The sequence below is a fragment of the Nocardia sp. NPDC004278 genome (assembly GCF_053602975.1).
Genome location: NZ_JBSGEQ010000052.1, coordinates 1 through 23,270 on the forward strand (window position 1 = coordinate 1; position 23,270 = coordinate 23,270).

25 protein-coding genes and 1 pseudogene are annotated in these 23,270 nt (G+C 65.3%); 8 read left to right on the forward strand and 18 right to left on the reverse strand.

The window, feature by feature from the left end:
- The 5 genes from ACWEO2_RS40605 to ACWEO2_RS40625 form a co-directional block, all read right to left on the reverse strand.
- A partial coding sequence (locus ACWEO2_RS40605) for a class I adenylate-forming enzyme family protein (RefSeq protein ID WP_452410243.1) occupies positions 1-1,400 on the reverse strand: 1,400 nt, incomplete at its 3' end.
- Positions 1,401-1,738: 338 nt separating this feature from the next.
- Entirely contained in the window at positions 1,739-2,620 is an 882-nt protein-coding gene (locus tag ACWEO2_RS40610) for an alpha/beta fold hydrolase (protein WP_452410244.1), read from the reverse strand.
- Between the two features lie 15 nt (positions 2,621-2,635).
- On the reverse strand, positions 2,636-3,232 hold the full coding sequence (locus tag ACWEO2_RS40615) for a TetR/AcrR family transcriptional regulator (protein ID WP_452410245.1): 597 nt from the start codon (positions 3,230-3,232) through the stop codon (positions 2,636-2,638).
- Positions 3,233-3,447: 215 nt separating this feature from the next.
- Positions 3,448-4,044 carry an NADPH-dependent F420 reductase gene (locus ACWEO2_RS40620; protein WP_452410246.1) on the reverse strand — a complete coding sequence of 199 codons (597 nt, stop codon included), beginning with the start codon at positions 4,042-4,044 and terminating at the stop codon, positions 3,448-3,450.
- A 47-nt stretch (positions 4,045-4,091) separates the two neighbouring features.
- The gene (locus tag ACWEO2_RS40625; RefSeq protein WP_452410247.1) at positions 4,092-4,925 is read right to left on the reverse strand and encodes an inositol monophosphatase family protein; all 834 of its coding nucleotides are present in this window, start codon (positions 4,923-4,925) and stop codon (positions 4,092-4,094) included.
- A 136-nt stretch (positions 4,926-5,061) separates the two neighbouring features.
- Between ACWEO2_RS40625 and ACWEO2_RS40630 the strand changes: the two genes are divergently transcribed.
- The gene (locus ACWEO2_RS40630) at positions 5,062-5,985 is read left to right on the forward strand and encodes a LysR family transcriptional regulator (RefSeq protein ID WP_452410248.1); all 924 of its coding nucleotides are present in this window, start codon (positions 5,062-5,064) and stop codon (positions 5,983-5,985) included.
- A 743-nt stretch (positions 5,986-6,728) separates the two neighbouring features.
- Here the strand turns inward: ACWEO2_RS40630 and ACWEO2_RS40635 are convergent.
- The 3 genes and pseudogenes from ACWEO2_RS40635 to ACWEO2_RS40645 all read right to left on the reverse strand — a co-directional run.
- Positions 6,729-7,394, reverse strand: a pseudogene (locus ACWEO2_RS40635) (ATP-binding protein); the annotation flags it as partial.
- Entirely contained in the window at positions 7,391-7,630 is a 240-nt protein-coding gene (locus ACWEO2_RS40640) for a hypothetical protein (protein WP_452410249.1), read from the reverse strand. The gene ACWEO2_RS40640 and the pseudogene ACWEO2_RS40635, both read right to left, overlap by 4 nt.
- A gap of 140 nt (positions 7,631-7,770) precedes the next feature.
- Positions 7,771-8,241 carry an MmyB family transcriptional regulator gene (locus ACWEO2_RS40645; protein WP_452410250.1) on the reverse strand — a complete coding sequence of 157 codons (471 nt, stop codon included), beginning with the start codon at positions 8,239-8,241 and terminating at the stop codon, positions 7,771-7,773.
- On the opposite strand from ACWEO2_RS40645, the gene ACWEO2_RS40650 reads away from it, so the two are divergent.
- Complete coding sequence (locus ACWEO2_RS40650; RefSeq protein ID WP_452410251.1) at positions 8,236-8,445, forward strand: hypothetical protein; 210 nt, start codon at positions 8,236-8,238, stop codon at positions 8,443-8,445. The two genes, ACWEO2_RS40645 and ACWEO2_RS40650, sit on opposite strands and share 6 nt — an antisense overlap.
- Positions 8,446-9,043: 598 nt before the next feature.
- On the opposite strand, the gene ACWEO2_RS40655 is transcribed toward ACWEO2_RS40650, so the two are convergent.
- Entirely contained in the window at positions 9,044-9,928 is an 885-nt protein-coding gene (locus tag ACWEO2_RS40655; RefSeq protein ID WP_452410252.1) for an oxidoreductase, read from the reverse strand.
- A gap of 24 nt (positions 9,929-9,952) precedes the next feature.
- Between ACWEO2_RS40655 and ACWEO2_RS40660 the strand changes: the two genes are divergently transcribed.
- On the forward strand, positions 9,953-10,855 hold the full coding sequence (locus tag ACWEO2_RS40660) for a LysR family transcriptional regulator (protein WP_452410253.1): 903 nt from the start codon (positions 9,953-9,955) through the stop codon (positions 10,853-10,855).
- Positions 10,856-11,129: 274 nt separating this feature from the next.
- On the opposite strand, the gene ACWEO2_RS40665 is transcribed toward ACWEO2_RS40660, so the two are convergent.
- The 9 genes from ACWEO2_RS40665 to ACWEO2_RS40705 form a co-directional block, all read right to left on the reverse strand.
- On the reverse strand, positions 11,130-12,053 hold the full coding sequence (locus ACWEO2_RS40665) for a VOC family protein (protein WP_452410254.1): 924 nt from the start codon (positions 12,051-12,053) through the stop codon (positions 11,130-11,132).
- Positions 12,054-12,056: 3 nt separating this feature from the next.
- Complete coding sequence (locus ACWEO2_RS40670; protein ID WP_452410255.1) at positions 12,057-12,917, reverse strand: fumarylacetoacetate hydrolase family protein; 861 nt, start codon at positions 12,915-12,917, stop codon at positions 12,057-12,059.
- 1 nt (position 12,918) lies between these two features.
- Complete coding sequence (gene mhpA / locus ACWEO2_RS40675; RefSeq protein ID WP_452410256.1) at positions 12,919-14,559, reverse strand: bifunctional 3-(3-hydroxy-phenyl)propionate/3-hydroxycinnamic acid hydroxylase MhpA; 1,641 nt, start codon at positions 14,557-14,559, stop codon at positions 12,919-12,921.
- Between the two features lie 30 nt (positions 14,560-14,589).
- Positions 14,590-15,051, reverse strand: coding sequence for an anthrone oxygenase family protein (locus ACWEO2_RS40680; RefSeq protein WP_452410257.1), 462 nt, complete (start codon positions 15,049-15,051; stop codon positions 14,590-14,592).
- A gap of 2 nt (positions 15,052-15,053) precedes the next feature.
- On the reverse strand, positions 15,054-15,446 hold the full coding sequence (locus tag ACWEO2_RS40685; protein ID WP_452410258.1) for a hypothetical protein: 393 nt from the start codon (positions 15,444-15,446) through the stop codon (positions 15,054-15,056).
- Positions 15,447-15,536: 90 nt separating this feature from the next.
- Positions 15,537-16,094 carry a hypothetical protein gene (locus tag ACWEO2_RS40690; RefSeq protein WP_452410259.1) on the reverse strand — a complete coding sequence of 186 codons (558 nt, stop codon included), beginning with the start codon at positions 16,092-16,094 and terminating at the stop codon, positions 15,537-15,539.
- 4 nt (positions 16,095-16,098) lie between these two features.
- On the reverse strand, positions 16,099-16,836 hold the full coding sequence (locus tag ACWEO2_RS40695) for a hypothetical protein (protein WP_452410260.1): 738 nt from the start codon (positions 16,834-16,836) through the stop codon (positions 16,099-16,101).
- 513 nt (positions 16,837-17,349) lie between these two features.
- Positions 17,350-17,562, reverse strand: coding sequence for a hypothetical protein (locus ACWEO2_RS40700; protein ID WP_452410261.1), 213 nt, complete (start codon positions 17,560-17,562; stop codon positions 17,350-17,352).
- Positions 17,563-18,123: 561 nt separating this feature from the next.
- On the reverse strand, positions 18,124-18,957 hold the full coding sequence (locus ACWEO2_RS40705; RefSeq protein ID WP_452410262.1) for an IclR family transcriptional regulator: 834 nt from the start codon (positions 18,955-18,957) through the stop codon (positions 18,124-18,126).
- Between the two features lie 457 nt (positions 18,958-19,414).
- On the opposite strand from ACWEO2_RS40705, the gene ACWEO2_RS40710 reads away from it, so the two are divergent.
- The 5 genes from ACWEO2_RS40710 to ACWEO2_RS40730 all read left to right on the forward strand — a co-directional run bounded on the left by ACWEO2_RS40710 (position 19,415) and on the right by ACWEO2_RS40730 (position 23,270).
- The gene (locus tag ACWEO2_RS40710; protein WP_364483018.1) at positions 19,415-19,684 is read left to right on the forward strand and encodes a nickel-binding protein; all 270 of its coding nucleotides are present in this window, start codon (positions 19,415-19,417) and stop codon (positions 19,682-19,684) included.
- Positions 19,681-20,694, forward strand: a complete 1,014-nt coding sequence (locus ACWEO2_RS40715) for a TAXI family TRAP transporter solute-binding subunit (RefSeq protein WP_452410263.1) — start codon at positions 19,681-19,683, stop codon at positions 20,692-20,694. The genes ACWEO2_RS40710 and ACWEO2_RS40715 overlap by 4 nt, the downstream gene beginning before the upstream one ends.
- A 2-nt stretch (positions 20,695-20,696) precedes the next feature.
- Positions 20,697-21,686 (forward strand): NAD(P)/FAD-dependent oxidoreductase, encoded by a 990-nt coding sequence (locus ACWEO2_RS40720; RefSeq protein WP_452410264.1) that lies wholly within the window; start codon positions 20,697-20,699, stop codon positions 21,684-21,686.
- Between the two features lie 66 nt (positions 21,687-21,752).
- A complete protein-coding gene (locus ACWEO2_RS40725) occupies positions 21,753-22,085 on the forward strand; it encodes an indolepyruvate ferredoxin oxidoreductase subunit alpha (protein ID WP_452410265.1) in 333 nt (110 codons plus the stop codon).
- Between the two features lie 3 nt (positions 22,086-22,088).
- The gene (locus ACWEO2_RS40730) at positions 22,089-23,270 is read left to right on the forward strand and encodes an FAD-dependent monooxygenase (protein WP_452410266.1); all 1,182 of its coding nucleotides are present in this window, start codon (positions 22,089-22,091) and stop codon (positions 23,268-23,270) included.

The following is a 23,270-nucleotide window of genomic DNA, read 5'->3' on the forward strand; positions in this document are numbered from 1 at the left end:
ATGTCGGCGTTGTTCTTGGGTTCGATGACGGCGGTGACGGCTTCGCCCCATTTCTCGTCGGGGATGCCGATGACCGCGCAGTCCATCACGCCGGGGAAGGTGTGTAGGACGGCCTCGACTTCGGAGGGAAATACGTTGAACCCTCCGGTGATGATCATGTCCTTTTTGCGATCGAGTATGTAGACGAATCCGTCTGCGTCGCGTAGGCCGATATCGCCTGTGCCATGCCATCCGCCCGGGCGGCGGGTCTGCGCGGTGGCTTCGGGGTTGTTCCAGTATCCGTCGAAGACGAGGTCGGAGCGGATCACGATCTCTCCTTGCTTGCCCGGCCCGAGCAGCGTGCCGTCCTCGCCCATGATCTCTACGCGCGCGACGACCGTAGGACGCCCGCATGAGGCGAGCCGACCTCGATGGGTGGGCTCGGATACCGCGTCGGCTGTCTCATCGGTCGTGAGGACGGTGCACATGAGCGGAGCCTCGGTCTGGCCGAATACCTGAGTCATCACCGGGCCGAATACCTCGACTGCTTCGGCTAGGCGTTCGGGCGCGATCGGCGCCGCGGTGACGAGAAAATAACGCAAGGAGGAAAAGTCCTGTGCCCGGACCTCGGGGTGTCCGAGAAGCGCGTAGAGCGCAGTGGGGGGAAGCAGGATCCTCGTCGCCCGATTGACGCGGATCGAGTCGAAAATCTCCTTCGGCTTCACGCCCTGGTGAATGATCACTCGGCCGCCCTCGGCGAGCACTGGGAACGCCACGATGCCTGCGGCGTGCGTCATCGGCGTTGCGCAGATGTAGCGGGGTCGCCCCGGCTCGGGGAAGTACACGTTGTTCGCCAGACACATAAGCAGCAATTGCCGGTTGCTGACCGGCACCGCCTTCGGAGTGCCTGTGGTTCCGCCGGTCGACGCGAGCACCGTGATCCGAGCGGGGTCGGCGGGCAGGTCGGGCGCGCACGTGTCTTCCGGAGCAATCCAGTCGGACAGGACCGGATCTCCAGGGCGGCCGGGGCCGATCGAGACCACCGTGACGATCGACGGAACGAGTTCCAACAAAAGGGAAACGTGGGCGGCGAGGCTGCTGTGGTAGATCAGCCGGGTGCAGCCGGTCAGATTCAGGAAGCCGGCAATCTCGGCCCCACGGCTGGCCACGTTCACCGGTATCCACACCCCGCCGGCACGTATTGCGCCAACGATGCAGGCGAACGCATCAGCGTCGTTCGGACTGAAGATCGCGACCCGCTCACCAGGTTCCAAACCATCGCAGAGCAACGCGGCGGCGATGCGGTGGGTGAGCCGATGGAACTCGGCATGGGTGCTCAACGTCGTACCGTCGGGCAGTGTCATACACGGAGCCGTCGGCGCGACCCTGGCGCCGCGATCGATGTAGTCGGTCAGATTCATGTGACGTCCTTTATCTCTTCGATGAGGGGTGACCCCGCAGCTGCACCGCAGAGCCACCCCGACCCGAGTGCCCTGCTGGGCTCGCTGGTTGCTCGAGTCAGTACTTCGGCGACCGATTTGCCGGCCCTTCAGATGTCCGGCCCTCTTCCGTGACCTCCAGCCCTGTGCCGAGCCGGATCGTCGGCACATACAAAAGAGACTTCGAGTCCGCCGAAGGATTCGCGCGAATTCGGACAACATCGAGTACCTTCGCCGAGCAAGACGCCGTCATCGCCAGCCAGGGCGGCCTGCAAGTCCGCTACGCGTCGCACTCGCCCGCTGGAATTGCCCGGCGGGAATCAGTCTCGGCCGCGTGCAGACAGGGCACGAATGAAGCGAGCTATCTGTTCGGGTTTCTCCTCGGCCATGAAGTGACCGGCGTTGATCGGCTCGTAGGTCGCCTCGGGTGCCCATGCTCGCCAGAGCGCTGCGGCGTCGAATCCCAGCTGCGCACCCCAGTCCTGAGAGATCACGCCCACCGGCATCTGCAGTTGCTTTCCCGCGGCGCGATCTTCGCGGTCCATGCTCAGGTCGATGCTCGAGGTGGCACGGTAGTCGGCAACGATGGAGTCCACGGCCCTGACAGAGCTATCGATGTAGTGCCGTCGGACTTCAGGGGTGAAGGTCGCGCCGTCGGTGTCCCACGCGTCGAGGAATGAGGCGAAGAACTCCTCTGCTGCTGCTTTGATCATCTTCTCCGGCAAGCCAACCGGCTGGGCCATCAAATACAGGTGCCAGGCGACCTTCGCGTCGACGCCACGCAACACGTCCCAGGTGTCGAGGGTGGGCAGCACGTCGAGGATCCCGAGATACTGCACCGCTTCCGGGTGATCAAGACCCGCGCGGACGCCGACGAGGGCGCCCCGATCGTGGCCCACCAGACCGAACCTGTGATGACCGAGGGCCCTGGCTACCCGCACGATGTCGTTGGCCATGGTCCGCTTGGAGTATGTGTGCGGACCGTCCTCCGGCGGCTTTCCGCTTTCGCCATAGCCGCGCAGGTCCGCAACGATGACCGTGTGTTCACCGACGAGCTGGCGAGCTACTTCGCGCCACATGTAGTGCGTCTGCGGAAAGCCGTGCAGCAGGATGACTGCCGGCCCTGTCCCTGCGACTGCGACGTTCAGCTCGACCCCCTCGCCAGGCAGTGTCTGGTATCGGAATCCGTCGATGGCTGGCATGGTCGTGAGTCTCCTTCACAGGTCAGGGGTCGATTGGAGGGACGGGCGTCCGGAGAAGATCCCGGCAGGAAGCCCTCGCGGGCGGGGAGATGTAGCCCGTAGGGCGGGGATCAGGATGGAATCGACGAGCGACTCGAGATAGTCGTCGTCGGTGGCGAGGCCATTGAGCCGCCGTAGCAGCAGCACTGCTCCGGCCACCTCTTCGAAGGGGAACGGATCGACATCTTCGGGCAGCTCGCCGCGCAGCACGGCAGCCTCGATCACCGAGGTGGGCAATCGGGCGCCGGTCGGTCCGACGGCCTGTTCGATCGCCTCACAGAGCTCGGGATCCTCGAGGCCTGATTGCAGCAGCAACAGCGCGGTTTGGCTGTCCGTCGAGCGCATCGTCGTGATCAGTCGTCGACACAACGCGATCAGGTCGCCGCGGAGACTGCCCGTGTTGATGTCATTCGGGCCCTCGCGGCGAGCGGGACCCGCCTTCAGTGCGGCGACGACCATATCCCGCTTGGATTTCCATCGCCGGTAGAGAGTGGCCTTCGACGCGCTTGCCCGACGGGCGACTTCTTCGAAGGTGACTCCTTCATAGCCGCGCTCAGCCAGGAGGGCGTTCACCACCTCGAGGATCTCGCCCTCGCGTGCATCATCGCGAGGGCGACCTCCGCGACGCGCCCCTTGCTCGGCCGGGGAGCCGGCACGGTTTAGATACGACACGTTCCGTACCGTATCACGCCGCCGAGTCGGCAGACCCGAATGGAGCACGCACCTGACCACGGGCGTCGGCGGGAGTTGTCCGTGCCGACGCAGTTGCCCGAGGCGCTCTATGCGGATCAGCGAGCGATCGAGATCGCGAAGGGCGTGAATCCGCTGGATCGGATCACGTGCGGTACGAACAAGATCGCGGCCTCGGCAGCCCGCGCGGTCGCGATCCCGCCGAGGTCGGTGATCCACTCCTGGTGCCAGCCGAGGTCCGCGAGAAGCCCGCGGACGACCTGCTTGGTCTCCGGGTCCTTGCCGGAGAGGAACGCGGTTGGCGTCTGGGTGAGCGCGGCGGGCGCGGTCATCACCGAGTAAAGCATCGTGTTGAGCGTCTTGACGACGTGCGTCTCGGGGAGCGCCTCCTGGAGTTGCTCCGCGAGGCTCGAGCCGGGGTAGAGCAGGTCGGCGGGCAGTCCGTCCGGTCCGTCGACGGTGGCGTTGGAGACGTCTACGAGGATCTTGCCGCCCAGTTCCTCGCGCAGCGCGGCGAGCCGCTCCAGCGAGCCGGCGCCTGGCGTGGCGTTGATGACGATCTGCGCTGTCCGGGCAGCGTCGGCGGCAGCGCCCGGCGAGCGGTCCGCCACGGTCACTTCGTGCCCGGCCCGGGTGAGGGCGGTGGCCAGGCCGCCGCCGACGCGGCCGCCGCCGAGGATGGTGATCTTGCTCATGGTGAAGGTCCTCCTGGGTTTTCTGTGTTTTCTGTTCTGGTCGGTGGTCAGCGGGAGAGCGTGGCGACCGCATCGGCGTGCACGCCGGGCGCCGCTGCCAGGAAGCTGTCGCTCTCCGGGGTCCAGGGGCGGCCATCGGCGGTGGAGATCCGTCCGCCGGCCTCGGCGACGAGCAGCGCACCGGGAAGCAGGTCCGCGCGGGCCCCGGCGAACTGCCAGAAGGCGTCGATCCGGCCGGCGGCCACGTTCAGCAGGTGCAGGGTGGCGGGCACGGCTGTCCGCACCACGAGCGCGTCGGTGAGCATCTCGGTGATCGAGGAGCCGACGCGCCGCACGACGGTCTCGTCCTCGTCCGGCCTGGCCTGGCTCGTGGCCACGATGCTCAGCCCGAGGTCCGTGGTCCCCGACACATGCAGCGGCCGGCCGTCGAGGTGGGCGCCGGCGCCGGCGAGCGCGGTGTAGGTCTCGCCGGTCAGCGGCAGGTGGACCGCGGTGAGCACCGGCTGGTTATCGTGCACGAGGGTGGCGGTCACCGCCCACTCCGGCAGGGCGTGCAGGTGGTTGATGTTGCCTTCGACCGGATCCACGACCCACCATTCGCCGGCCGGCAGAGCGCCGCCGTCCAGCTCCTCCTCCACCCAGCGGGCGTCCGGGCGGAGGGCTTCGAGGCGGGGGCGCAGGATTTCGAGAACCGTGTCGTCGTTGGCGGCGAGCGCGCCCATCAGCTCGTCACGGGTCCGGAACCGGACCACGTCGCCGAAGCGCTCCCGCAGTGCCGAACTCGCCGTGCGTACAGCGATCTCGGTCTGTGCGAGCAGGTCGGCGTCGGAGGCGGAGCCGGCGGCTGTGGCAACACCGGTGTTCCGAATCGACTCGGGCATGGCGGGTGCTCCTCTCTGAGCAGGGGGTGATGAGGTCAGCCGGGCGAGAACCGTGGTCTTTTGCGCCCGCATCTCGAAGGTAGGAGGAGCCACCATTAACTTCAAGTGCATGTAAAGCACGAATAGAATGACTCCCATGCAATTGGATTTGAATCTGCTCGCCGCACTCGACGCTCTCCTGGAGGAAGGCAGCGTGGCCGGCGCGGCCGACCGCCTGCACGTCACCGCCCCCGCGATGAGCCGAAGCCTCGGCCGGATACGGCGCACGACGGGGGATCAGATCCTGGTACGCACAGGGCGCACGATGACCCCGACGCCATACGCGCTCGCCGTCCGGGAACAGGTGCACGACCTGCTGCGGCAGGTCCAGGGCGTGTTGGCGCCAAGCCGTGAACTCGACCTCGCGACGCTCGAGCGCACCTTCACGCTCCGCTGGCACGACGCACTGGTCGCCCTCAGCGGTCCCACCCTTCTCGCTGCCGTGCGCGAGCAGGCGCCGGGCGTGCGTCTGCGCTTCATCGCGGAATCGAGCATCGACACCCCCGAGTTGCGTCGCGGCGAGGTCGACCTCGCCGCGAACGCGGACCGCCCGACCGCACCCGAGATTCGCGCCGATCGGGTGGCCGAGACCCAGCACGTCATCGTCGTAAGGCGGGGGCACCCGCTCACCCGTGTCGAGACCGTCACCGCCGCGCGGTACGCCGCGGACGAGCACATCACCGTCTCGCGGCGCGGAAGGCTCGGCAACATCATCGACGACGCTCTCGCGCGGCTCGACCTCACCCGACGTGTGGTGGCGACCGCGCCCACCGAAAGAGCCGCATTCGAGTTCGTGCGAGGCTCCGACCTCCTCGTCACAGCCCCCGAATCCACGGCGCGTTCGGCCGCCGCAGATCTCGGCCTGGTCCTGCTCCCGCTCCCGTTGGACCTGCCGCCGGCCCCGGCGTACCTGTCGTGGCATCAGCGCTATGACACCGACCCCGCACACATCTGGCTACGCGATCTGGCACGGACCGCGTTGACCAGTGCGATGAGAGGACAGGGTCAGACGGCGCATTGACACCTGCTGAGGCAGAGAACCAGTCCGTCTTCCAGCCAGCTCGACGGCGCAGGCTGACGCCACCGGGTGTCCAACCGGGGCACCAGGGGCGCTCCTACTCGAATTCCGGATCGCCGAGATCGCGAGGCAGCGCGCGGCGGCCGGCGCTCCGCAGCCGATCCACGTCCGAGAATTCGCGGATCGACACGCCCGTATCTTGTCTTTCAGTGCACCGAGTTATGCCGCTCATTCGCCGAACACGAGGTAAGTGATCCTGTGCCCTGCCGGAACCGTCTCGGCCCGAGAGCCGGCGGCTAGTGTTCTCCGACCTACTGGTGCATGAGGCGCTGCTTTCCAAGGAGGTGTGCGAGCAGATCCGGCTGCGCTCGGCGTAGCGCGGGACGCGGTCGACCGGCGGGAGATTACGCGCCATCGGGACGTAGACGAAGATTCCGCCGTGCGTCTGCGTGTTCCTCCCGGTGGCAAGGTTCGCTCGACATCCACGGACCATCCCCGCGTGCGCGGGGCCGACGGATACGCATCAGGGTGCACTTGCTCGGCGACCCATCCGTTGGGTTCTATTGACAGCGTGAATGTCCGGCTTCAGTCCGTGCTCCACCAACGGGGGATCGTGCCCAAGTCCTTGGCCGATGTCTGCCAGGTCGACCCGAAGACGGTGCGCCGCTGGCTCGGCGGCCGGGTACCGCACGCCAGGCACCGTCGGCGGGTGGCTCATCATCTGCGCGTAGAAGAAACCTTCTTTTCAGGATTTCCGGGGGTTCGCGGTTGCTGGTGATCACCGTGGAGGCTTTGCGGTGGTGCTCGACGATCAGCTCGTAGAAGTCGTTGGTCTCGGGCGCCTCGAGCCGATGCAGAGCGAGGTCGTCGATGATCAACAGGTCGACGCGGTGCAGTTTGCATCTCGTCTTCGTAGCTGCCGTCCAGGCGTGCGCCGCGTAGGCGTTTGAACAGTTTGTCGGCGCGTTCGGTGTGGACGCTGCGGTTGCGGCGGACCGCGATGTGGCCTAATGCGTTGGCCAGGAACGTCTTTCCAACCCCGACCGGCCCCATGATCAATACGTTGTAGGCGTCGGCGAGGAACCGCAGCGAGCATAGCTCGGACCAGAGCTCGCGGTCGAAAGTGACCGCGGTGGAATTGTCCCAAGCCTGCAGGTGCATCTGTAGGTCCAGGTGGGCGACCTTGGCGCGCGGCGTTGTTCGGATTGGCGGTCGCGGCGGGCGACCTCGTCGGCGAACAACATCTCCAGAAAATCGTGGTGCGGCAACCGATTCGACCTGGCGAGAGCGAGCCGTTCGGGCAGGATGTCGAGGAGCTGGCCGAGCTTGAGCCGGCGCATCAGCGACTTCAGCTCGGGAGTGATCTCGATGGGTTTGGCCGCCGGGGACGCGGCGGGACGGCGGGTGTTCATGACGGCCTCCTGACCGCGAAATCGGTGGTGGAACGGACGTACCGGGACGGCGCCGGTGGTGGCAGCAGCGACAGCTGCCCGCTGGTGGTGCCGCGGGTGAGCATGCGGTCGATGACCCCGACGTCGACCACCTCGGCGTCCAGGGCGCGGCGGCAGGCGTCGGCGCCGTGACGGCGGACCAGGCCGAGCAGCCGGCGGGCCGCGTGCCTGGTCGCGTTCCTACGGACCTGCACCATGTCGAAGATGGCCGACCCGTGGCACTACCGGCATCGAGGAACGGAACCGGGATCGGGCGCGGAAGAGTCGGGCCAGAACGACCGCGACGGGCACTGAATCGCCCCGGCGCCCCGGGGTTTGGTGCTCACTGACTCCGGACTCACCGGGGGAATTCACCCTGTCTCGGCGGGTGCGTTCCGAGGACGGTGGTGAGCTGGAGTTTGGTCTCGTCGTCACTGCCGGGTACAGCGGTCATGATCACGATCTTGAGCTCGGAATCGCCGTCGGTCAGCACGTCACAGTCCACCGTGACCGGACCCACCGACGGATGCCGGACGGTCTTGCGAACCTCGCGATTGGCAGCCACCTCTCCTGTCGCCCATTGTTCTGCGAACCTGGCGTTGCCCGCATTCAGATCAGCGATCAGCGCGGCAAGGCGGCGGTCCTGAGGGAATCGGGCGGTGGCGCGGCGCAGATCGGAAACGCGGTCGACCACGTGTCCGTCGTCATGACGGAAACCTTGGTCGCGCACTCGCCCGCGCCGGCTGGTTCCGGCGCGGCATTGGATGCGGCGCGCGGCGCCTACGCCGCGCTCGTCGCGGACCGGACCATCCTGCGTTTCCTCATGCACGCGAACTGTGCCGCCGGCGAGCCGCTGGTAGGGCAGGCCGTGCGCCGGTGCTACGCCAAACAGGTCGACACCGTTCGGCAGCTGCTCGGCGACGACGACGCCGTGCGGCGCTGGTTCGGCGCCGGAATGCTCGACAACGTGGTCGCTGTGCTGGGTCTGGCCGACATCGACGAGCCGTGGGCACGCGTCCTCAGCGCCCGATGACCCGATACCGGGGATACGCCCACGCTGGCATTACGGAACAACCTGGTCAGCGCCTACGAGTCGGCGGAGGATCTGGGTCGTGCGATCCCGCTGTTGGAGGCGACGCTCGCTGATGCCGAGCGGATGCTGAGACCCGGCCACCACTTGACTAGAACGATCCGCTTGGGGATCGGGACCCGGGCGGAATCGCTACGCTCGCTGACCGACCGAAAACCGATCGCCTGTCGATTCCGTCCCGAGGTTCACGCCGTTGTGTTCCGCCATCGGCACCGTTGCCGGGCAGCTAGGGTGCTGAGCACCCCCACCTCGAGATGGACATATCCCGGAGTAGCAAGCGCTGGATATTCGGCTGGTTCCCAACGGCAACTGGAGATACGTGCTTGTATTTCGTTCACCATTTCTGCGGAGCCCTCTCGCGCCTCGCCGAGGTGAAACCACGCCTGGAGTCGCAGTTCGACGTTTGCCGAATGCATCACGGTCCACCACGCCTCGGCATAGGTCTGTGCGATGTGGCTGACCACCTCGCCTAGTGAGTGAGTGTGTGTGCTTGCGTGGGCGTTTCGTCCGCCGTACATTGCGCCTCTTCACGAACAACATGTCATCCGAATTGCAGAACTCGGCAGCGTTGGAACGCGGACTCGCGGGAGGCGTCCTCCCAGGCTTCGATGTCGTCGCGGACCTGGTCGAGGTGGGCGAGGATGCCGTCGACGGCATCGGCGCCGAGCGCGAGTCGCAGTAGTGTCCTATCGACATCGAGGGCGGTGAGTATGAGGGCTGCGCCGCGGGCCGGGTCGCCGGGCTGTTGTCCGTCAGATGCAGCGACGACAGCGCGCATGCCACCGACCGTGGCGGCGTAGTCGGACAATTCGGAGCTGAGCGTGGTGTTTCCGGGCAGACTGGTGCGGAACGACCCCGGCTCTACGATCATCACCTTGATGCCGAGCGGCCGGACCTCGCTCGCCAGCGCCTCGGACATGCCCTCGACGGCGAACTTGCTGCCGCTGTACGCGGAGAAGCCTGCTCGGGAGGTCTGGCCGAGCAGGCTGCTGACCTGGACGATCGCTCCCGATCGTTGAGCGCGCATATGCGGCAGGACGGCGCGTACCATTGCGGCTGGCCCAAAGACGTGCAGTTCGAACAGATCCCGAAGTTCCGCGTCGGAGGTCTCCTCGAACGCTCCGATATGGCTGCGGCCGGCATTGTTGACCAGGACGTCGATGTGGCCGTAGCGGGCTGCGATGTCCGCGACAGCGGTCGCAATCGCGGTCTGATCGGTGACGTCCAGAGCGAGCGCCTCGATCCGATCCGGGTGGGCGGCGACGAGGTCTGCCAGGGCTTCGGGGCGCCGCGCGGCAGCGACGACAATATTCCCCGCGGCGACTGCCGCCTCGGTGATGGCCCGACCGAAGCCGGAATTGGCGCCTGTGACAATCCAGATCGCGTTCACTTCTTCAGCGTGCAGCCGGTGCAGGGGCGCGTCCAAGACCTGTCATGATAACCATTGGTTATGGACCTGCACGGACGCGATCTGCGCTACTTCCTGGCTGTCGCTGAAGAGCTGAGCTTCACGCGCGCGGCTGAACGACTCTATGTGTCGCAACCGGCACTGAGCAAGCAAATTCGGGCACTCGAAAGACATTTGGGCGCACTACTTTTCACACGAGATCCGCAGCGGGTGATACTGACACCCGTCGGTGAGGCACTGCTCCCGCACGCACGGACAGTGCTGGCGGCACTCGACGCGGCGACCGCGGCGGTGGAGCAAGCGCGAACGGCCCAGCGAAGCACCCTCGTGATCGGGATGGGGGCCAGCCCGGGGCGCGGCGGACTGCTTCCGGCGGTGCGGTCGCGGTTCCTTGCGGCCTACCCCGAAGTCACCTTGAAGTTACGTCAGGTGGGCTGGCAGGACCCGACCGCCGGACTGTCGGACGGCAGCAGCGATCTGGCGTACATTCGGCTCCCGTTGCCGGATCCGGAGCGCTACGCCACCACAGTGGTATCGGAGGAGCCCCGGCTGATCGCGCTGCCTCCCGGACATCACCTGGTGGGCACAACGGCATTGGACTTCGCGGACCTGCTGAACGAGCCGTTCCTGGCGCTGCCGCACGCGGCAGGACCACTGCGGGACTACTGGCTGGCAACGGAGAAGCGAGCCGGGCGGCCGGCCCGCGTCGGCGCCGAAGTGGCCGGTATCGATGAGGTCAACGAAGCTCTGGCGGCGGGCCTCGGCGTGATCCTGACCGCCGCGGGCGACATCCCATTGCTCGACCGCGGCGGGGTAACTTTCCGCCCGGTCCGCGATCTACCCCCGCTACTTTTTGCGCTCGCCCGCCGCGCAAACGACCAGCGTCCTCTGGTTCGGGCCTATGAGCAGGCACTACGAGCAGTCCGCGACGTCGACGAGAAATAGGAGCACGCACCGCATCAGCGATAGCAACTCGCGGATCTCACTGCTGCGGTGGTCGGCGATCGATGCTGAACGACAGCGTCCCCGACATCGCGATCTCGTCCGTCGCCTCGTTCCTGGGCGTAACTACCCGCGGAAGAATTGCATGCATCCGGTGCGCTCGCGGTGGTGGTCACCGGCCAGAGTCCGCGTTTGCTGCGGGCCACCCACCTTTATGCGGTGGAGGTGGACGAGCCCGGGTTGTGACCGTCGGGGCCGGTCATCGTTGTCGGCGCACTCAGGGGGCTTTGTGGGCTCCGGTCATGAGTGCGGCCAGATCTTCCGGGTGCAGGAAGGACGGCGGGGGCGGCGGACCCCAATTGAACAAACCTTTTGCGCCTTCCAGGGTTTCGGGGCTCCACAGTTGGTCGTCGACGATGCAGTCCATATCGGAGTAGTACTCGCTGAAATTGCCTGCGGGATCTTTGAGGTACCAAAAGAAATTAGAGCCTGCGTGGTGACGGCCCAGGCCCCACACGTGGCGTTCCGGGTTGTCCTCGAGCATCGCGAATGCTCCGCGTCCGACCTCGTCGATATCCTCCACCTGCCAGGAGGTGTGGTGCAGAAAGCACACCGGGGCGGCCAGGACCAGGACATTGTGGTGGTCGGTGGAGCAACGGAGGAACGCGCCGTGGTCCTTGATGTAGTCGCTCGCCTTGAAACCGAGTCCCTCGACGAAGAATCGCATGGTGGTTTCCAGGTCGGTGGTGCCCAGGACGGCATGCCCTAGTTTGCGGGGCCGGACCCGGTCGGTGCGATCGATGAAACCAGCTCGTTTTCCGGTTCTCTCGACACGGCCGGGACCATTGTAGGGAGTGGGCGGTGTAGGGGGCTGGATGATGCGCGGAGTGACACTCATATTGATCTGCGAGCCGGTGATCGGCTCGGTCGCGCGAAGTACATTGGTGCGCAAGTGAACCGGTATGCCGAGCCGCCCCAGGCGGGCGGCGGTGGCGTCGAGGTCGTCGGCATCGTCCGCGGCGATGCCGAGCTCGACCAAGCGGCGATGGGCCGACTGGACGATCTCGAGTTGATCGCCGCCGTCTTGGGTCGCGAACCAGCCGTCACCGCGGGGTGTCAGCCCGAAATCGGTGTAGTAGGCCATCGTTTCGGTCGGATTGGGGACGCCGATGGTGACGTGGGAAAGTCCGTGCAGTGCCATGGCCTACTTCTCCGACTCGGCCACGAAGGTCTGGTGCAGTTCGCCGATGCCCTCGATCCAGCTGTCCAGGCGTTCGCCGGGCTGAATGAACCGCTTGGGATCGCGGCCGACGCCGACACCGGCGGGGGTGCCGGTGAAGATGATGTCGCCCGGGTAGAGGGTGGTGGTGTGCGACAGCGTGGAGATGAGCTTGGGCACAGAGAAGATCAGTTCGCGGGTGCGGCCCTTCTGCATCTGCTCGCCGTCGAGGGTGCAGCCCAGTTCCAGGTCGTCACGATTGTCGAGCTCATCGGTGGTGACCAGCCACGGACCCATCGGCGCGAAACCTGGGAACGACTTGCCGAGGCTGAATTGGGGTGCGGGACCGGCCAACTGGGAGGAACGTTCAGAGATGTCCTGCCCGGCGGTGAGCCCGGCGACGTATTCCCAGGCGTCGGCCTCGCTGACCTTGGCCGCGGTGCGGCCGATGACCACCACCAACTCCACTTCCCAGTCGACGGTTCCGCCGGTCGGGATGACGACCTCGGTGTCAGGACCGCTGAAGCTACTGGCGAACTTGGTGAAGACCGGCGGGATCCGGGTCGGGGATTCGAAACCGGATTCCGCGGCATGCGCGCTGTAGTTCAGGCCGATCGCGAAGGTTTGGCGGGGCGTGGGGGACGGAGCGCCGAGGGTGCGCCGATCGATCTCGACACCGCCGGTGTCCGAATGTTCCGCTGCATCGGCCCAGGCCCGGAACGCATCCCAGTTCTCGTAGATCGGGGACAGTCCGGGGCCGAATCGGCCTTCGCTCGCGGTCGCGATATCGATGGCCTGCTGTCCATGAACGAGAACGGCTCGGCCGCCGAGGTTTGCGATACGCATGTCAATTGCTCCTTGCCTGTGTGGCCAGATCGGCCGATGGATGAACGTGTGCTCGGAGGTGCCGGGAGTATTGGGAGATGAGGCCGTCGACGGCTGCCGTGTCGCGCACGGCGCCGAAGATGTAGTGATCGGCGCGTACCAATGCCGTGGTCGCACCGAATTGCGCGAACCAGGAATGCCATTCGCCGTCGGCATCGATCAGTGTGGTGGCCGCGGCGATCGGCGGAACCGCAGTCGATGCGAGTGTGAACGGCGCGAGGACGATCAACCGAACCCCGAGCGCGGTGAGTTCGGCGCAGGCTTGCTCGCCGAGGATTTCGGGAAGTTGTGTGTCAGTGGTGAGCAACAGGGCGGCGTTCGCGCCGACCAGGTCGTCGAGAAGGGCTGTCCTACCGTCGAGTTCGGCACGGAACTGGGGCGACAAGGTGCCACGCAGTTCGGGGAGGTCGATACCCGTGGCCACGACGCCGGGCCCGAGTACCGGCTGAGCCGAAATCGGGAGCACCACAGCAGGATCGGCATTGCCAGCGATCATCCGAGCATCGCGTTGCGCGGCGGCTTCTTCGTCGAGCACACAGATGACCTTGCCCAGCTCGACCGACATGGCGATCGCGTGCTGGATGTGGGTGAGTCGCTCGCTGGTGTATGTGTCCAGCAGCGCTGGATCCGATTGCCCGCGCAGAACTCGATCGAGTTTCCAGCTCAGGTTGGCCGCGTCACGGATGCCCGAGCACATGCCCTGACCGGCGAACGGCGGCATATTGTGCGCCGCATCGCCGACGAGGAAGAGCCTGCCTTCGTTCCAGTGGTCGGCCCATCGCGCCTGAAAGGTGTAGACCGCATGCCGTTCCAGGACAGTGTTCTCAGGGGTGCGGCCCCACGGCTCCATCAATCGCCACGCGGTGTCGCTGCGGTTCAGGTCGTCGAGCGATTCACCCGGTAGCCGCATGAACTCCCATCGGCGCCTCCCCGGACCGCCGGAGACGATCGTGGTCGGCCGGACGGGATCGCAGAGCTGCCAGTTCTGCGGCGACCACACCAGATCGTCCTGCGGAATGGTATCCACGATCAGCCAGTCGAAGTAGAACCCCAGATCCTGCATCGATGTCGACATCTGTTCGCGGACAAAACTGTTGGCTCCGTCCGCGCCGATCGCATACCGAGCGTGGGTCTGGGCGGTGGCACCGTCCGCACCGGTGTGGGTGAGCACCACATACTGGTCGGGTTCGGCGACGAGCCGGATCACCTCGCGGCCGCGCCGCACCGTTACCTGCGGCATGGCGGCGACCGCGTCGCCGAGCACCTGCTCGAGTTCGGGCTGGGAGAAGAAGTTCGCCACCGGCCACCCGGATGGGCCCAGCCCGGACCAATCGATCCGAACCAGCGAATCGCCGTTGCGGTTGCGCCATTCGTAGTGGTCGGGAACCGGGGCAGAAATGGCCTCGATCTCGCCGCGCAGACCCATGGCCTGGAACACCCGCCCAATTTCATGGTCGAAATGCACCGCACGTGGCAGCGGGTACAGCGCGGGCCAGCGCTCCAGCACGATCACCGAATGACCTGCCAGGCCCAGCATCCGCGCGACCGCCAGCCCGACCGGACCGGCACCGACCACCGCTACGTCGTATATCCGCTCCTGCACGAAAACTCCCTTATCCGAAACACTTTGAGATCACAGCGCGGCGATTACCGCGGCAATGAGGAAGATGAGCGCCACGACCGCGACGCCGGTACGGGCGAAATGGAAACGCCGCCAGAACGCGCGGAGCCCCTCGACGCCCTCGGGTGGTGTGCCCTCGGCGCGCCTGCGGAACTTCGAGTTGATCGGTTCGCCGAACAGGATCGAACCGATCATGATCACCGCCAGGCAGCACAGGCCGAGCCAGCCGAACAGTCGCGAGCTACCCGATGACTGGGCGGAGAACAGCACCGCGCCGAGCCCGGAGAGCGACACGAAGATGGGCATCATCGGATCGACGTGTTTCAACGTGCGCCGGAAGTCGGTCGCATACTCGACCACCGACATTCGGTTCCACACCGCGAGCCGGTCGACGGCGATGACCCAGATTCCGCCGGTGGCGAGCCCACCGAACAGCAGCATCAACATCGCGCCCGCGTGCCCGAGATTCGACATGATCAGTCCTCGTTTCCGGTGTGGTCGCTGTCCACAGCGACGTATTCGATCGACAGGATCGTTGTGCTGCGGTCGGCGTCGACGAACGGTTCGTAAGCCGCACGCACCAATTCGCCTAGGCCGGAGGATTCGAAATCGGTGACCCAGGTTTCGACAATCGCGTCGAACTCCGAACCTGCGGGTGCGCACCTCGACGGTGTTCGTGTCGATACGTTGTCGACGCGTTCGAGAATCGTTGTGCGGTAACGGGAGTCACCGGCCAGAGCTACGGCAGCCTTGTCGAGCTGTTCGCCGAACTGCGCCTCACTGAGGCCTTTTCGGCGGACCCGGAAGTCGAAGGCGCAGCTGCGGAGTTCTCGTGCCTTTCCGTAAGCGGTCAGAATTTCGGTGAACAAGTGTCGAATTACTTTCTGTGGCAGGCCATTTTGTCGCGCGCTTGAACCGCTCCGCATTGGATGAGTGCGGAGCCGGAATGGATCGGATGCTTATCCCGCGGCGGGAACGGCTGCGGCGACGAGTCCGGACCAGCCGAGAATGTCGAGGTCGATCGGTTCGGCTACGGTGCCGCAGGTGCCGCAGGTGCGGGCGTCGAGGTCGGCGCTGAAACGGGTGCAGGCGCTCGCGTAGATGGGTGCGGCTTCGGCGTCATTGTCGTGTTCCCATTCCAGGCGGTGCAGTTCCTCGCCGCACGTGTGGCAGAACCAGGCCGCGGCGACAAGTCCTGCTTCGAGTGCGACATAGCGCAGCATGACGCCCTCTTCGATGGGCTCGATACGGTGCGGGGTCCCTGCTGGGACGTATACGTTGTCGCCTACCTGAGCAATGAAGTAGTTGACATTGCTGTTGCGCATACTGATTCGGGACGAGCCCGACATCTGGACGATGATGGTGTCCTTGGCGAAGATCTGATAGAACGGCTGGTCGACCCAGTTCCTCGAGAGCACCAGTTGGGGGTCGACGTCGATCGGCAGGACCGCGAGATCGGCGTAATTGCCAACTGTGGCACCGGTTTTGAAGGCTGACAGCATACGTCGGCGCGACATGTGATTATCCCTGTTCCTTCGCGGTCTTGCGCAGTGCGTGATAGGCGGCATTGGCGACCCGGGTTTGTTCGACCACTCGGCCCCAGCCCCACGGGTCGGCCGGGAATTCGGTGTTCACGTGCCCGCAATTGCCGCAGGTGCGACCGGCATCGGAGTTGCGGATCGCCGCGAATTCGTGGGATCCGACCATAGTGGAGAACTGTCGATAGACATCGTCGGCCTTGCCGAATCGGGTCGGATCGAAGTCCGGTGCGCCTTCGGGGCCGGCATCGTATTGGTGTCGAAGCATCTCCTTCTTGCAGCTCTGGCACTTGGCGACCATGGCTTCCTGCTGCCCGGCCTCCTCGGACTGCAGTTGGGTGACCGTTACCAGCACGAACGCTTCGGGGTTCTCCTGGTCACGCAGAAAGGAATTCACGCCGTGGAACTTCTGCAGTGCCATGATCTGGCCGGTCTGCAGCATCGCGTCGTTCGCGCCGAAGATCACCGTCACCTCCGACACCGAGTTGGCGTGGAAGAAGTGGCCGTGATCCTTGCCCGGTTCCCCGTACATGAGCGCGCCGCACGGCACCATCGCGCCCGCATCGTCATACGGGAAGATCGGGACCAGTTCGGCGCCGGCTTTCGCCATCCGCTCGTACACGCTGACCTTCAACGGTTCTCGCTTGCCCGTGGGCGGCGGGATTCGCTTTCCGGCGGTCATCTCGGGGATGGCTGCCGCGGCTTCGATGGCTTGGCTCACATCATTCTCCTTCGAACTGTGCCTCGTGCGTGCCCGCCGATCTCAGGGATGGGCCGGCGGGCACGCATGGGCGGCCGGACGTGAGGTGGTGACGCCCGGTACGGGGCAGCGCCCCGCCCCGATATGACGTCCGGACCGAGTGGCTGCTGCCTGCAACCTTCTGAATGTCGCATAATGCGGAACAGTGACCCGCGTCACGAGACAACAGTAGCAACTGTCACCATCGTCGGCAAGCGACCGTCAAGACTTGCCGCAGTGGTCCGTCAGCCCTTACTCCTATATGGCTCGAGCGCGGCGACGTGCTTACCGTCGGCATCGAACCTGACCAACGTGCGCCACTGGATGCGCACGCGATTGTCGTTCCACAGTGCCTCGACCGGATCGATTCGGAGCGCCGTCCGGGGCGACGACGGCGAGCGCTCCGATCTCCTCGATCCGCAATAGTTCGACGATCTCTTGCTCGACTTCGGCGGGTGTGGGTTCGTTCAGTGTCATGAGCTGAATTCCTCTGTGTCACTTCGATGTAGAGGCGATAGCCCCAATGGGGATGAGCAGCACAAGGCCGAATAGATGCAGCACGCCGCCGAGCCGCATAGTGTCGATTCCGTCGATGACCGCGGACCAGGTGGTGGTGCCCTTGATTCCGTACGCGGTCAGGACCAGTTCCGCCGAGCCCACGAGAATGCACAGGCCGCCGAGAATTCGGCTCGACCACCGTGTCGCCAAACAGGGCCAGGATTGTCGTGATCAGCGCGAGCGCCCAGGCGAGCGACCCGAAGAACGCCTGCTGCAATCCGGATGGGCTTTGGCCGGCGGCTGCGGCCATCTCCGCGAAGTTCGGGCTCATCGCGGGAATCTGCGTTTGGGGTTGGGCGGGAACGTAGGCCCAGGCCGGGCCGAATAGGGCAACCCATAGTGATAGTGCACAGAGCAGTGCAAGCCGGTAGGAGGGGTGGGCGGTGGCAGTCGGGGTCGTTGCCGTGAGGGTGGTCGTTTTCGTCGGCGTTGCGTTCATGGTCGCGTCTGCTCTCGGGTCGATCTCAGTGGGAACCGAGTCGGGTGTTCGACCAGGATGGATACGACACACAGCTAGCCCGCCGGTGTTATGTAGCGCGATGCGGAACAGTTATCCACATCGCGAACCGTAGGTTAGCAAGGGGTGAGCCCGAGAGGGGCGAATTGAGAACAATCGAAATCCGCGTGCTGTGAAACGAGTTCGGTGACCTCCGCATGAACCCGATGGTTCGCGAAGGTCACCGAAAGTGGTTGGTCGTGCAGTGCTGTCGGCTACCCGATCCGGCCGCTGAGTTCGTTCGCGATACGGACGGTGGCGGCGGCGGTCGTCGTCACCCACTCCTCGTCGACGCGCGAACGGGGTGCTGTCACGGCGATCGATGCGCGTGCCCGCCCAGCGCGGTCGCGCACGACGGCGCCGACTCCGCTGACATCGGTTTCGCTCTCGGCGTTGTTGATCGCGTAGCCGCGGTCGCGTGTTTCGGCCAGTTGGGTGATCAGGGCGGCTCTGCTGTTGATTGCCGTGTCGGTCGGCGCCTCGAGCTTCTCGTTCGGATACAGCGCCAGTAGATCGTCCTCGTCGAGTTCGGCCAGCAGTGCTTTGCCGCTGGCAGTCGCATGGGCGGGCAGTGTCCAGCCGATGCGGCTGCCGGTGCGAACGATCTGCTGACTTTCGATGCTGTCGAGGAACAGCACCTCGGGTCCCCGCAGGATTGCCAGATGGACCGTCTCGTTGGTCTCGGTCCACAGCTTGGTCAGCGCGCTGCGCGCGATCACCCGGATGTCCATGTTCTGCACGACGGCCAGTCCGATATCGACCAGCGCCGGTCCCGGCTGATAGGCCCGGGAGAACTCGTCCTGTTCGACGAACTGGTGGTAGCTCAACGTGGAGAGCATCCGGTGCACGGTCGACCGGGACAAACCCATCTCGCGGCTGACCTCGTTGACCCGAAGCTGTTTGCTGTTCTCGAACAGTCGCAGCAGGCGCAGTACGTTGTCGACCGCTCCGATCAGGCCGGCGGGTCGCTCGTCGGATTCCTCATCCGAATTGTCCACTCGCGCAGGCTTGGTGGTGCTACCTGGCTGATCGAGGCGATTGACATTCATGAGTTCACGGTATCCCACGGCAGTGCGATTTCCGCTGGTCGCGCCATTCGCCACCCGGTTTGTGATCCAAAGCATTCCATGATGGGGAACATGGGCCCTCATAGTGGAACTGAAATTCTTGTGATGTGACGCACATCATGGCACCATATGGAACATTGTTTCTCATTGTGAGACCTAAGGATCTTTGGGTGTAGCGGAGGTCCGATGACGCGATTGAGCGGCCGAGTTGCCCCTGTCGCCGGTGCGCCCTGCTCGATGTCCTGATCGCTCCGCGTGGCCGGAAAGAGGAAGTTCTCGACGGTTGGATCGCGCACTCCTCGGCGGCCCATCGCCATCCGTGGCATCTGTGTCGCCGCCGGATAGGCCACTACCCACTGCAACTTTCTTGCAGTGTGACCTACAACATGTCATGATGAGGCACAGTGTTCCGCATCATGACACCAATATAGGAGACGACATGCCTCTCTTTCTGAGTCTTCATCAGGCGCCCGGACTGTCAGCCGAGGAAGTCGCGGGCTTCGGGCCCGAGGTAGCCAAGGGCGTGCACGCGACGTTCAAGCGGCTGGAAGCCAACACCGATACGGGGTTCATCGTGACCCTGTACGAGGCGGGCGATGCGGCGTCGGTCGAGAAGGAGTTCGAGCGGGTCGGATTCCCGTTCGACTCCATTACCGAGGTCGACCTGACACTGGATGAGGCGGGTCTGAGCGCGCTGGTCGCGGAATGACAGCGGGAGTGCGGGCGACGGCCGAACCTCGGATCGAGCGGGACATCACGCTGCAGTTCCGGGCCGACTGGGGCCAGGCGAATATGACGCGCATCTGCGGGTGGCTGGCCCAGGAGATCGGCGACAGGTCCGGTGTTGGTTCACGTTTCGCCACCTGGGCGGGACGCGGCGGCCGCGATCAGACCGATGCTCTACTCGCGGGCGAGGTCGACATCACCGTCATGACTCCGGCTGCGGCTGTCCGGCTCGTCTTCGACGGATCGGGACCGATCGGGGTCGGCCCGCAGCCGAACTTGCGGGCGCTGGGCTCGATCGCTCACCGCGACCGCCTGGTCATCGCGGTCGATGCGAGCCTGCCGGTGCATACGGTGGCCGATCTCGCGACGGTGGCCGACCAGCTCGTTATCGCGACCTGCGCGGAAGACGGGATCAACACCATCGGTATGGCCGCCCATCACGGATTGCGGCTAGCCGGGGCGGCCCCGGAAACGCTGGTGGCCAACGGTGCCCGTTTCGCATACTGGGAGCGGCCGTTTCCCGCACTCCACGCCTTCACCATCGGCCAGGCGAATGTGCTGATCAACGAAGCGATCATGATGCCGGTATGGCAGCAGATCGCCAACCGGCGGCCGGTGCGCTACCTGGACTGGGGAGACGAAGTCATCGACGGCTTCGCCGAACTCGGATGGGGCGCCGTGACTGTCGACGCCGGATACCTCCCGGGTCTTGAAAGTGATCTGCGCACACTGGATTTCGCCGATCTGGTGGTGTTGTGCCGCGACGATCTGCCCGACGACATCGCTTATCTGGCGACCTGGTGCATGGTCCAGCAGCGCAAGGCCCTCGAGACCCAGTACATGCATATGGCCCCCGACCACACACCGGTCGGTTACCCCCTGGATCCGGCCACGATGGCGAAGACCCCGGTCCCGCTACATCCGGCCGCCCAGCGGGCGTACGCCGACCTCGCCCAAGAGAAGCCCGCCACCGACGGGTTGATCTGGAGCTGACCATGATCGAAACAGATCTGCTGATCACCGGAGCCGGCCCGGCCGGGCTGTTCGCCTGTTACTACGCGGGCCTGCGCGGACTGCACGTCACCCTCGTGGACAGTCTCCCGCATCTGGGCGGGCAGACCGCCGCGCTGTATCCGGAGAAAAACATCTACGACGTCGCGGGTTTCCCGGCGATCCGCGGCCGAGAGCTCATCGATCGACTGGTCGAGCAGGCGTCGACCGCCGACACGACCATTCTGCTGAATCAAGAGGCCACCACCCTCGAGGACCAGCCTGACGGTTCGCTGATCATGACCACTGCGACCGGCACCCGCATCCATGCCGGCGCGGTCCTGGTCACCGCGGGTATCGGCCGCTTCACCCCGCGGCCTCTGCCGGCATTGGACGGATTCACCGGGCACGGCGTCGAATACGTCGTCGGTTCGCCCGAGCGATACGCAAACGATCACGTGATCGTCGTCGGCGGTGGAGACAGTGCGGTGGACTGGGCCAATTCTCTTGTCTCGCATGCCCGCTCGGTCACCGTCGTGCATCGGCGCAACCGTTTCCGGGCACACGAAAGCGCGCTGGCTCAGCTGTCGGCCACCTCGGCGCGGATGATCATCAACAGTGAGATCGCCCAGGTCCACGGCAACGGCTCCCTGCGCGCGGTGACGGTGCGCGATTGCGTCAACGACACCACCGAGCAACTCGACGCCACCGTCCTCATTCCCGCGCTCGGTCATATCGCCGCGCTCGGCCCACTGACCCAGTGGGGGCTGCGGATGACCGACAAACAGATCGAAGTCGATACCACCATGGCCACCAGTCGATCTCGCGTATTCGCCGCCGGCGACATCACCACCTACCCCGGCAAAGTGCAACTGATCGCGGTCGGATTCGGCGAGGCGGCCACGGCCGTCAACAACATCGCGGTGACTCTGCGGCCCAGAGAAGCCCTGTTCCCCGGCCACTCCACCGAGATGTCATCCCAGCAGGTGGCTTGAAAACGCCGCCCCAGCTGGCGGATACCCGAACCCGGCCCCGGCCACTGGCCTGAGAGGAGGCCTGACATGGCGTATGTCATCAACGACGCCTGCATCAACGAACTCGACGGTTCTTGCGTCGACATGTGTCCGGTGGATTGCATCTACGAGGGTCTCACCAAGCGATACATCAACCCGAACGAATGCATCGACTGTGGCAACTGCCTGTCCGAATGCCCGGTGTCGGCGATCGAGAGCCCCAAGGACATCACCGACCCGACCTGGCAGCAGGACAATGCTGCGTTTTTCGCATTACCGCTACCCGGTCGCGAAGAAGCCCTCGGCGACCCCGGCGGCGCGGTCGGACTCGGCGCGGTCGGTGTGGACACCCCGCTCGCGGCCTCATGGATCAAGGAGTAGGTCATGCGTGTTCCCTTTCTGATCATCGGCGGCGGCATCGGTGGTATGACCACCGCGCTGGCCCTGGCGCAGGCGGGCTTTGCTGTGCACATCGTCGAACAGGCCCCGGAGTTCGGAGAAATCGGCGCCGGTATCCAATTGGCGCCCAACGCGATTCGGATCCTCGATCAGCTCGGGCTGGCCGGTGCGATCGAGCGGATCGCGGTCCGGCCGAAAAACCTGGTCTTCCTCGACATCGACTCCGGTGAGCACCTGGCCACTGTCGATCTCGCGGACCGGTTCGTCGCCCGGTACGGACAGTCCTACTCGGTGCTGCACCGCGGCGACCTACTCGACGCGCTACTCGACGCCTGCCGTGCGCAGGCGAATATCACCCTCGAGACCAACAAAACGGTCACCGGGATCGCCAACCGCGAGACCAACAGGGTGGTGGTCGATTTCGCAGACAGCACCCAGTATGTGTGCGACGCGGTTGTCGGCGCGGACGGCCTGTGGTCCAAAACCCGCACGTTGCTGTCCGATGATGCCCCCATCTGCTCGGCGTATGTCGCCTACCGCGGTGCGCTCCCGATGAGCGAGGTCAGCGCGCCCGTCGAGAACGACGACGAAATCGTCTGGATCGGACCGAACAAGCACCTCGTGCAGTACCCGATCCGGGGAGGCGACCTGTATAACCAGGTCGCGGTATTCCGTAGCGACCATTTCGATCCCGCCATCGCCGGGACCGAGGAGTGGGGCACCCCCGACGAGCTCGACGAGCACTTCGGTACCACCTGTGGGCAGGTACGCGGGTCGATTTCCCAGTTCAAACGCGAGAAGCGCTGGCCGATGTACGACCGTGCGCCGCTGGCCAACTGGACCGTCGGGCGGGTTACCTTGCTCGGCGACGCCGCGCATCCGATGCTGCAATACCTGGCCCAGGGCGCGTGCCAGGCTATCGAGGACGCCGAGAGCCTGACCCGGTTCATGGTCAAGCACAGCGGTGACGTCGACGAAGCCTTCGCGGCGTACCAGGCCGAGCGTATTCCGCGCACCGCCCAGATCCAGTCGGTTGCCCGCATGTGGGGCGAGATCTGGCATACCGAAGACCCCATCGTCCGAGAACTGCGCAACAGGGTATTCGCCCGCGACACCACCGAGCATTACGTCGACCTGGACTGGCTATACCAGGTCCGCGTCGGATAG

Coding starts and splice junctions, on each gene's coding strand:
- ACWEO2_RS40620 (WP_452410246.1), bottom strand. CDS start 4,044: ATGAGCAAGATCACCATCCTCGGCGGCGGCCGCGTCGGCGGCGGCCTG.
- ACWEO2_RS40680 (WP_452410257.1), bottom strand. CDS start 15,051: ATGTCGAATCTCGGGCACGCGGGCGCGATGTTGATGCTGCTGTTCGGT.
- ACWEO2_RS40705 (WP_452410262.1), bottom strand. CDS start 18,957: ATGAATGTCAATCGCCTCGATCAGCCAGGTAGCACCACCAAGCCTGCG.
- ACWEO2_RS40630 (WP_452410248.1), top strand. CDS start 5,062: ATGCAATTGGATTTGAATCTGCTCGCCGCACTCGACGCTCTCCTGGAG.
- ACWEO2_RS40625 (WP_452410247.1), bottom strand. CDS start 4,925: ATGCCCGAGTCGATTCGGAACACCGGTGTTGCCACAGCCGCCGGCTCC.
- ACWEO2_RS40640 (WP_452410249.1), bottom strand. CDS start 7,630: ATGGTGCAGGTCCGTAGGAACGCGACCAGGCACGCGGCCCGCCGGCTG.
- ACWEO2_RS40650 (WP_452410251.1), top strand. CDS start 8,236: ATGCACGCGAACTGTGCCGCCGGCGAGCCGCTGGTAGGGCAGGCCGTG.
- ACWEO2_RS40710 (WP_364483018.1), top strand. CDS start 19,415: ATGCCTCTCTTTCTGAGTCTTCATCAGGCGCCCGGACTGTCAGCCGAG.
- ACWEO2_RS40665 (WP_452410254.1), bottom strand. CDS start 12,053: ATGGCACTGCACGGACTTTCCCACGTCACCATCGGCGTCCCCAATCCG.
- ACWEO2_RS40730 (WP_452410266.1), top strand. CDS start 22,089: ATGCGTGTTCCCTTTCTGATCATCGGCGGCGGCATCGGTGGTATGACC.
- ACWEO2_RS40660 (WP_452410253.1), top strand. CDS start 9,953: ATGGACCTGCACGGACGCGATCTGCGCTACTTCCTGGCTGTCGCTGAA.
- ACWEO2_RS40720 (WP_452410264.1), top strand. CDS start 20,697: ATGATCGAAACAGATCTGCTGATCACCGGAGCCGGCCCGGCCGGGCTG.
- ACWEO2_RS40715 (WP_452410263.1), top strand. CDS start 19,681: ATGACAGCGGGAGTGCGGGCGACGGCCGAACCTCGGATCGAGCGGGAC.
- ACWEO2_RS40670 (WP_452410255.1), bottom strand. CDS start 12,917: ATGCGTATCGCAAACCTCGGCGGCCGAGCCGTTCTCGTTCATGGACAG.
- ACWEO2_RS40610 (WP_452410244.1), bottom strand. CDS start 2,620: ATGCCAGCCATCGACGGATTCCGATACCAGACACTGCCTGGCGAGGGG.
- ACWEO2_RS40690 (WP_452410259.1), bottom strand. CDS start 16,094: ATGTCGCGCCGACGTATGCTGTCAGCCTTCAAAACCGGTGCCACAGTT.
- ACWEO2_RS40725 (WP_452410265.1), top strand. CDS start 21,753: ATGGCGTATGTCATCAACGACGCCTGCATCAACGAACTCGACGGTTCT.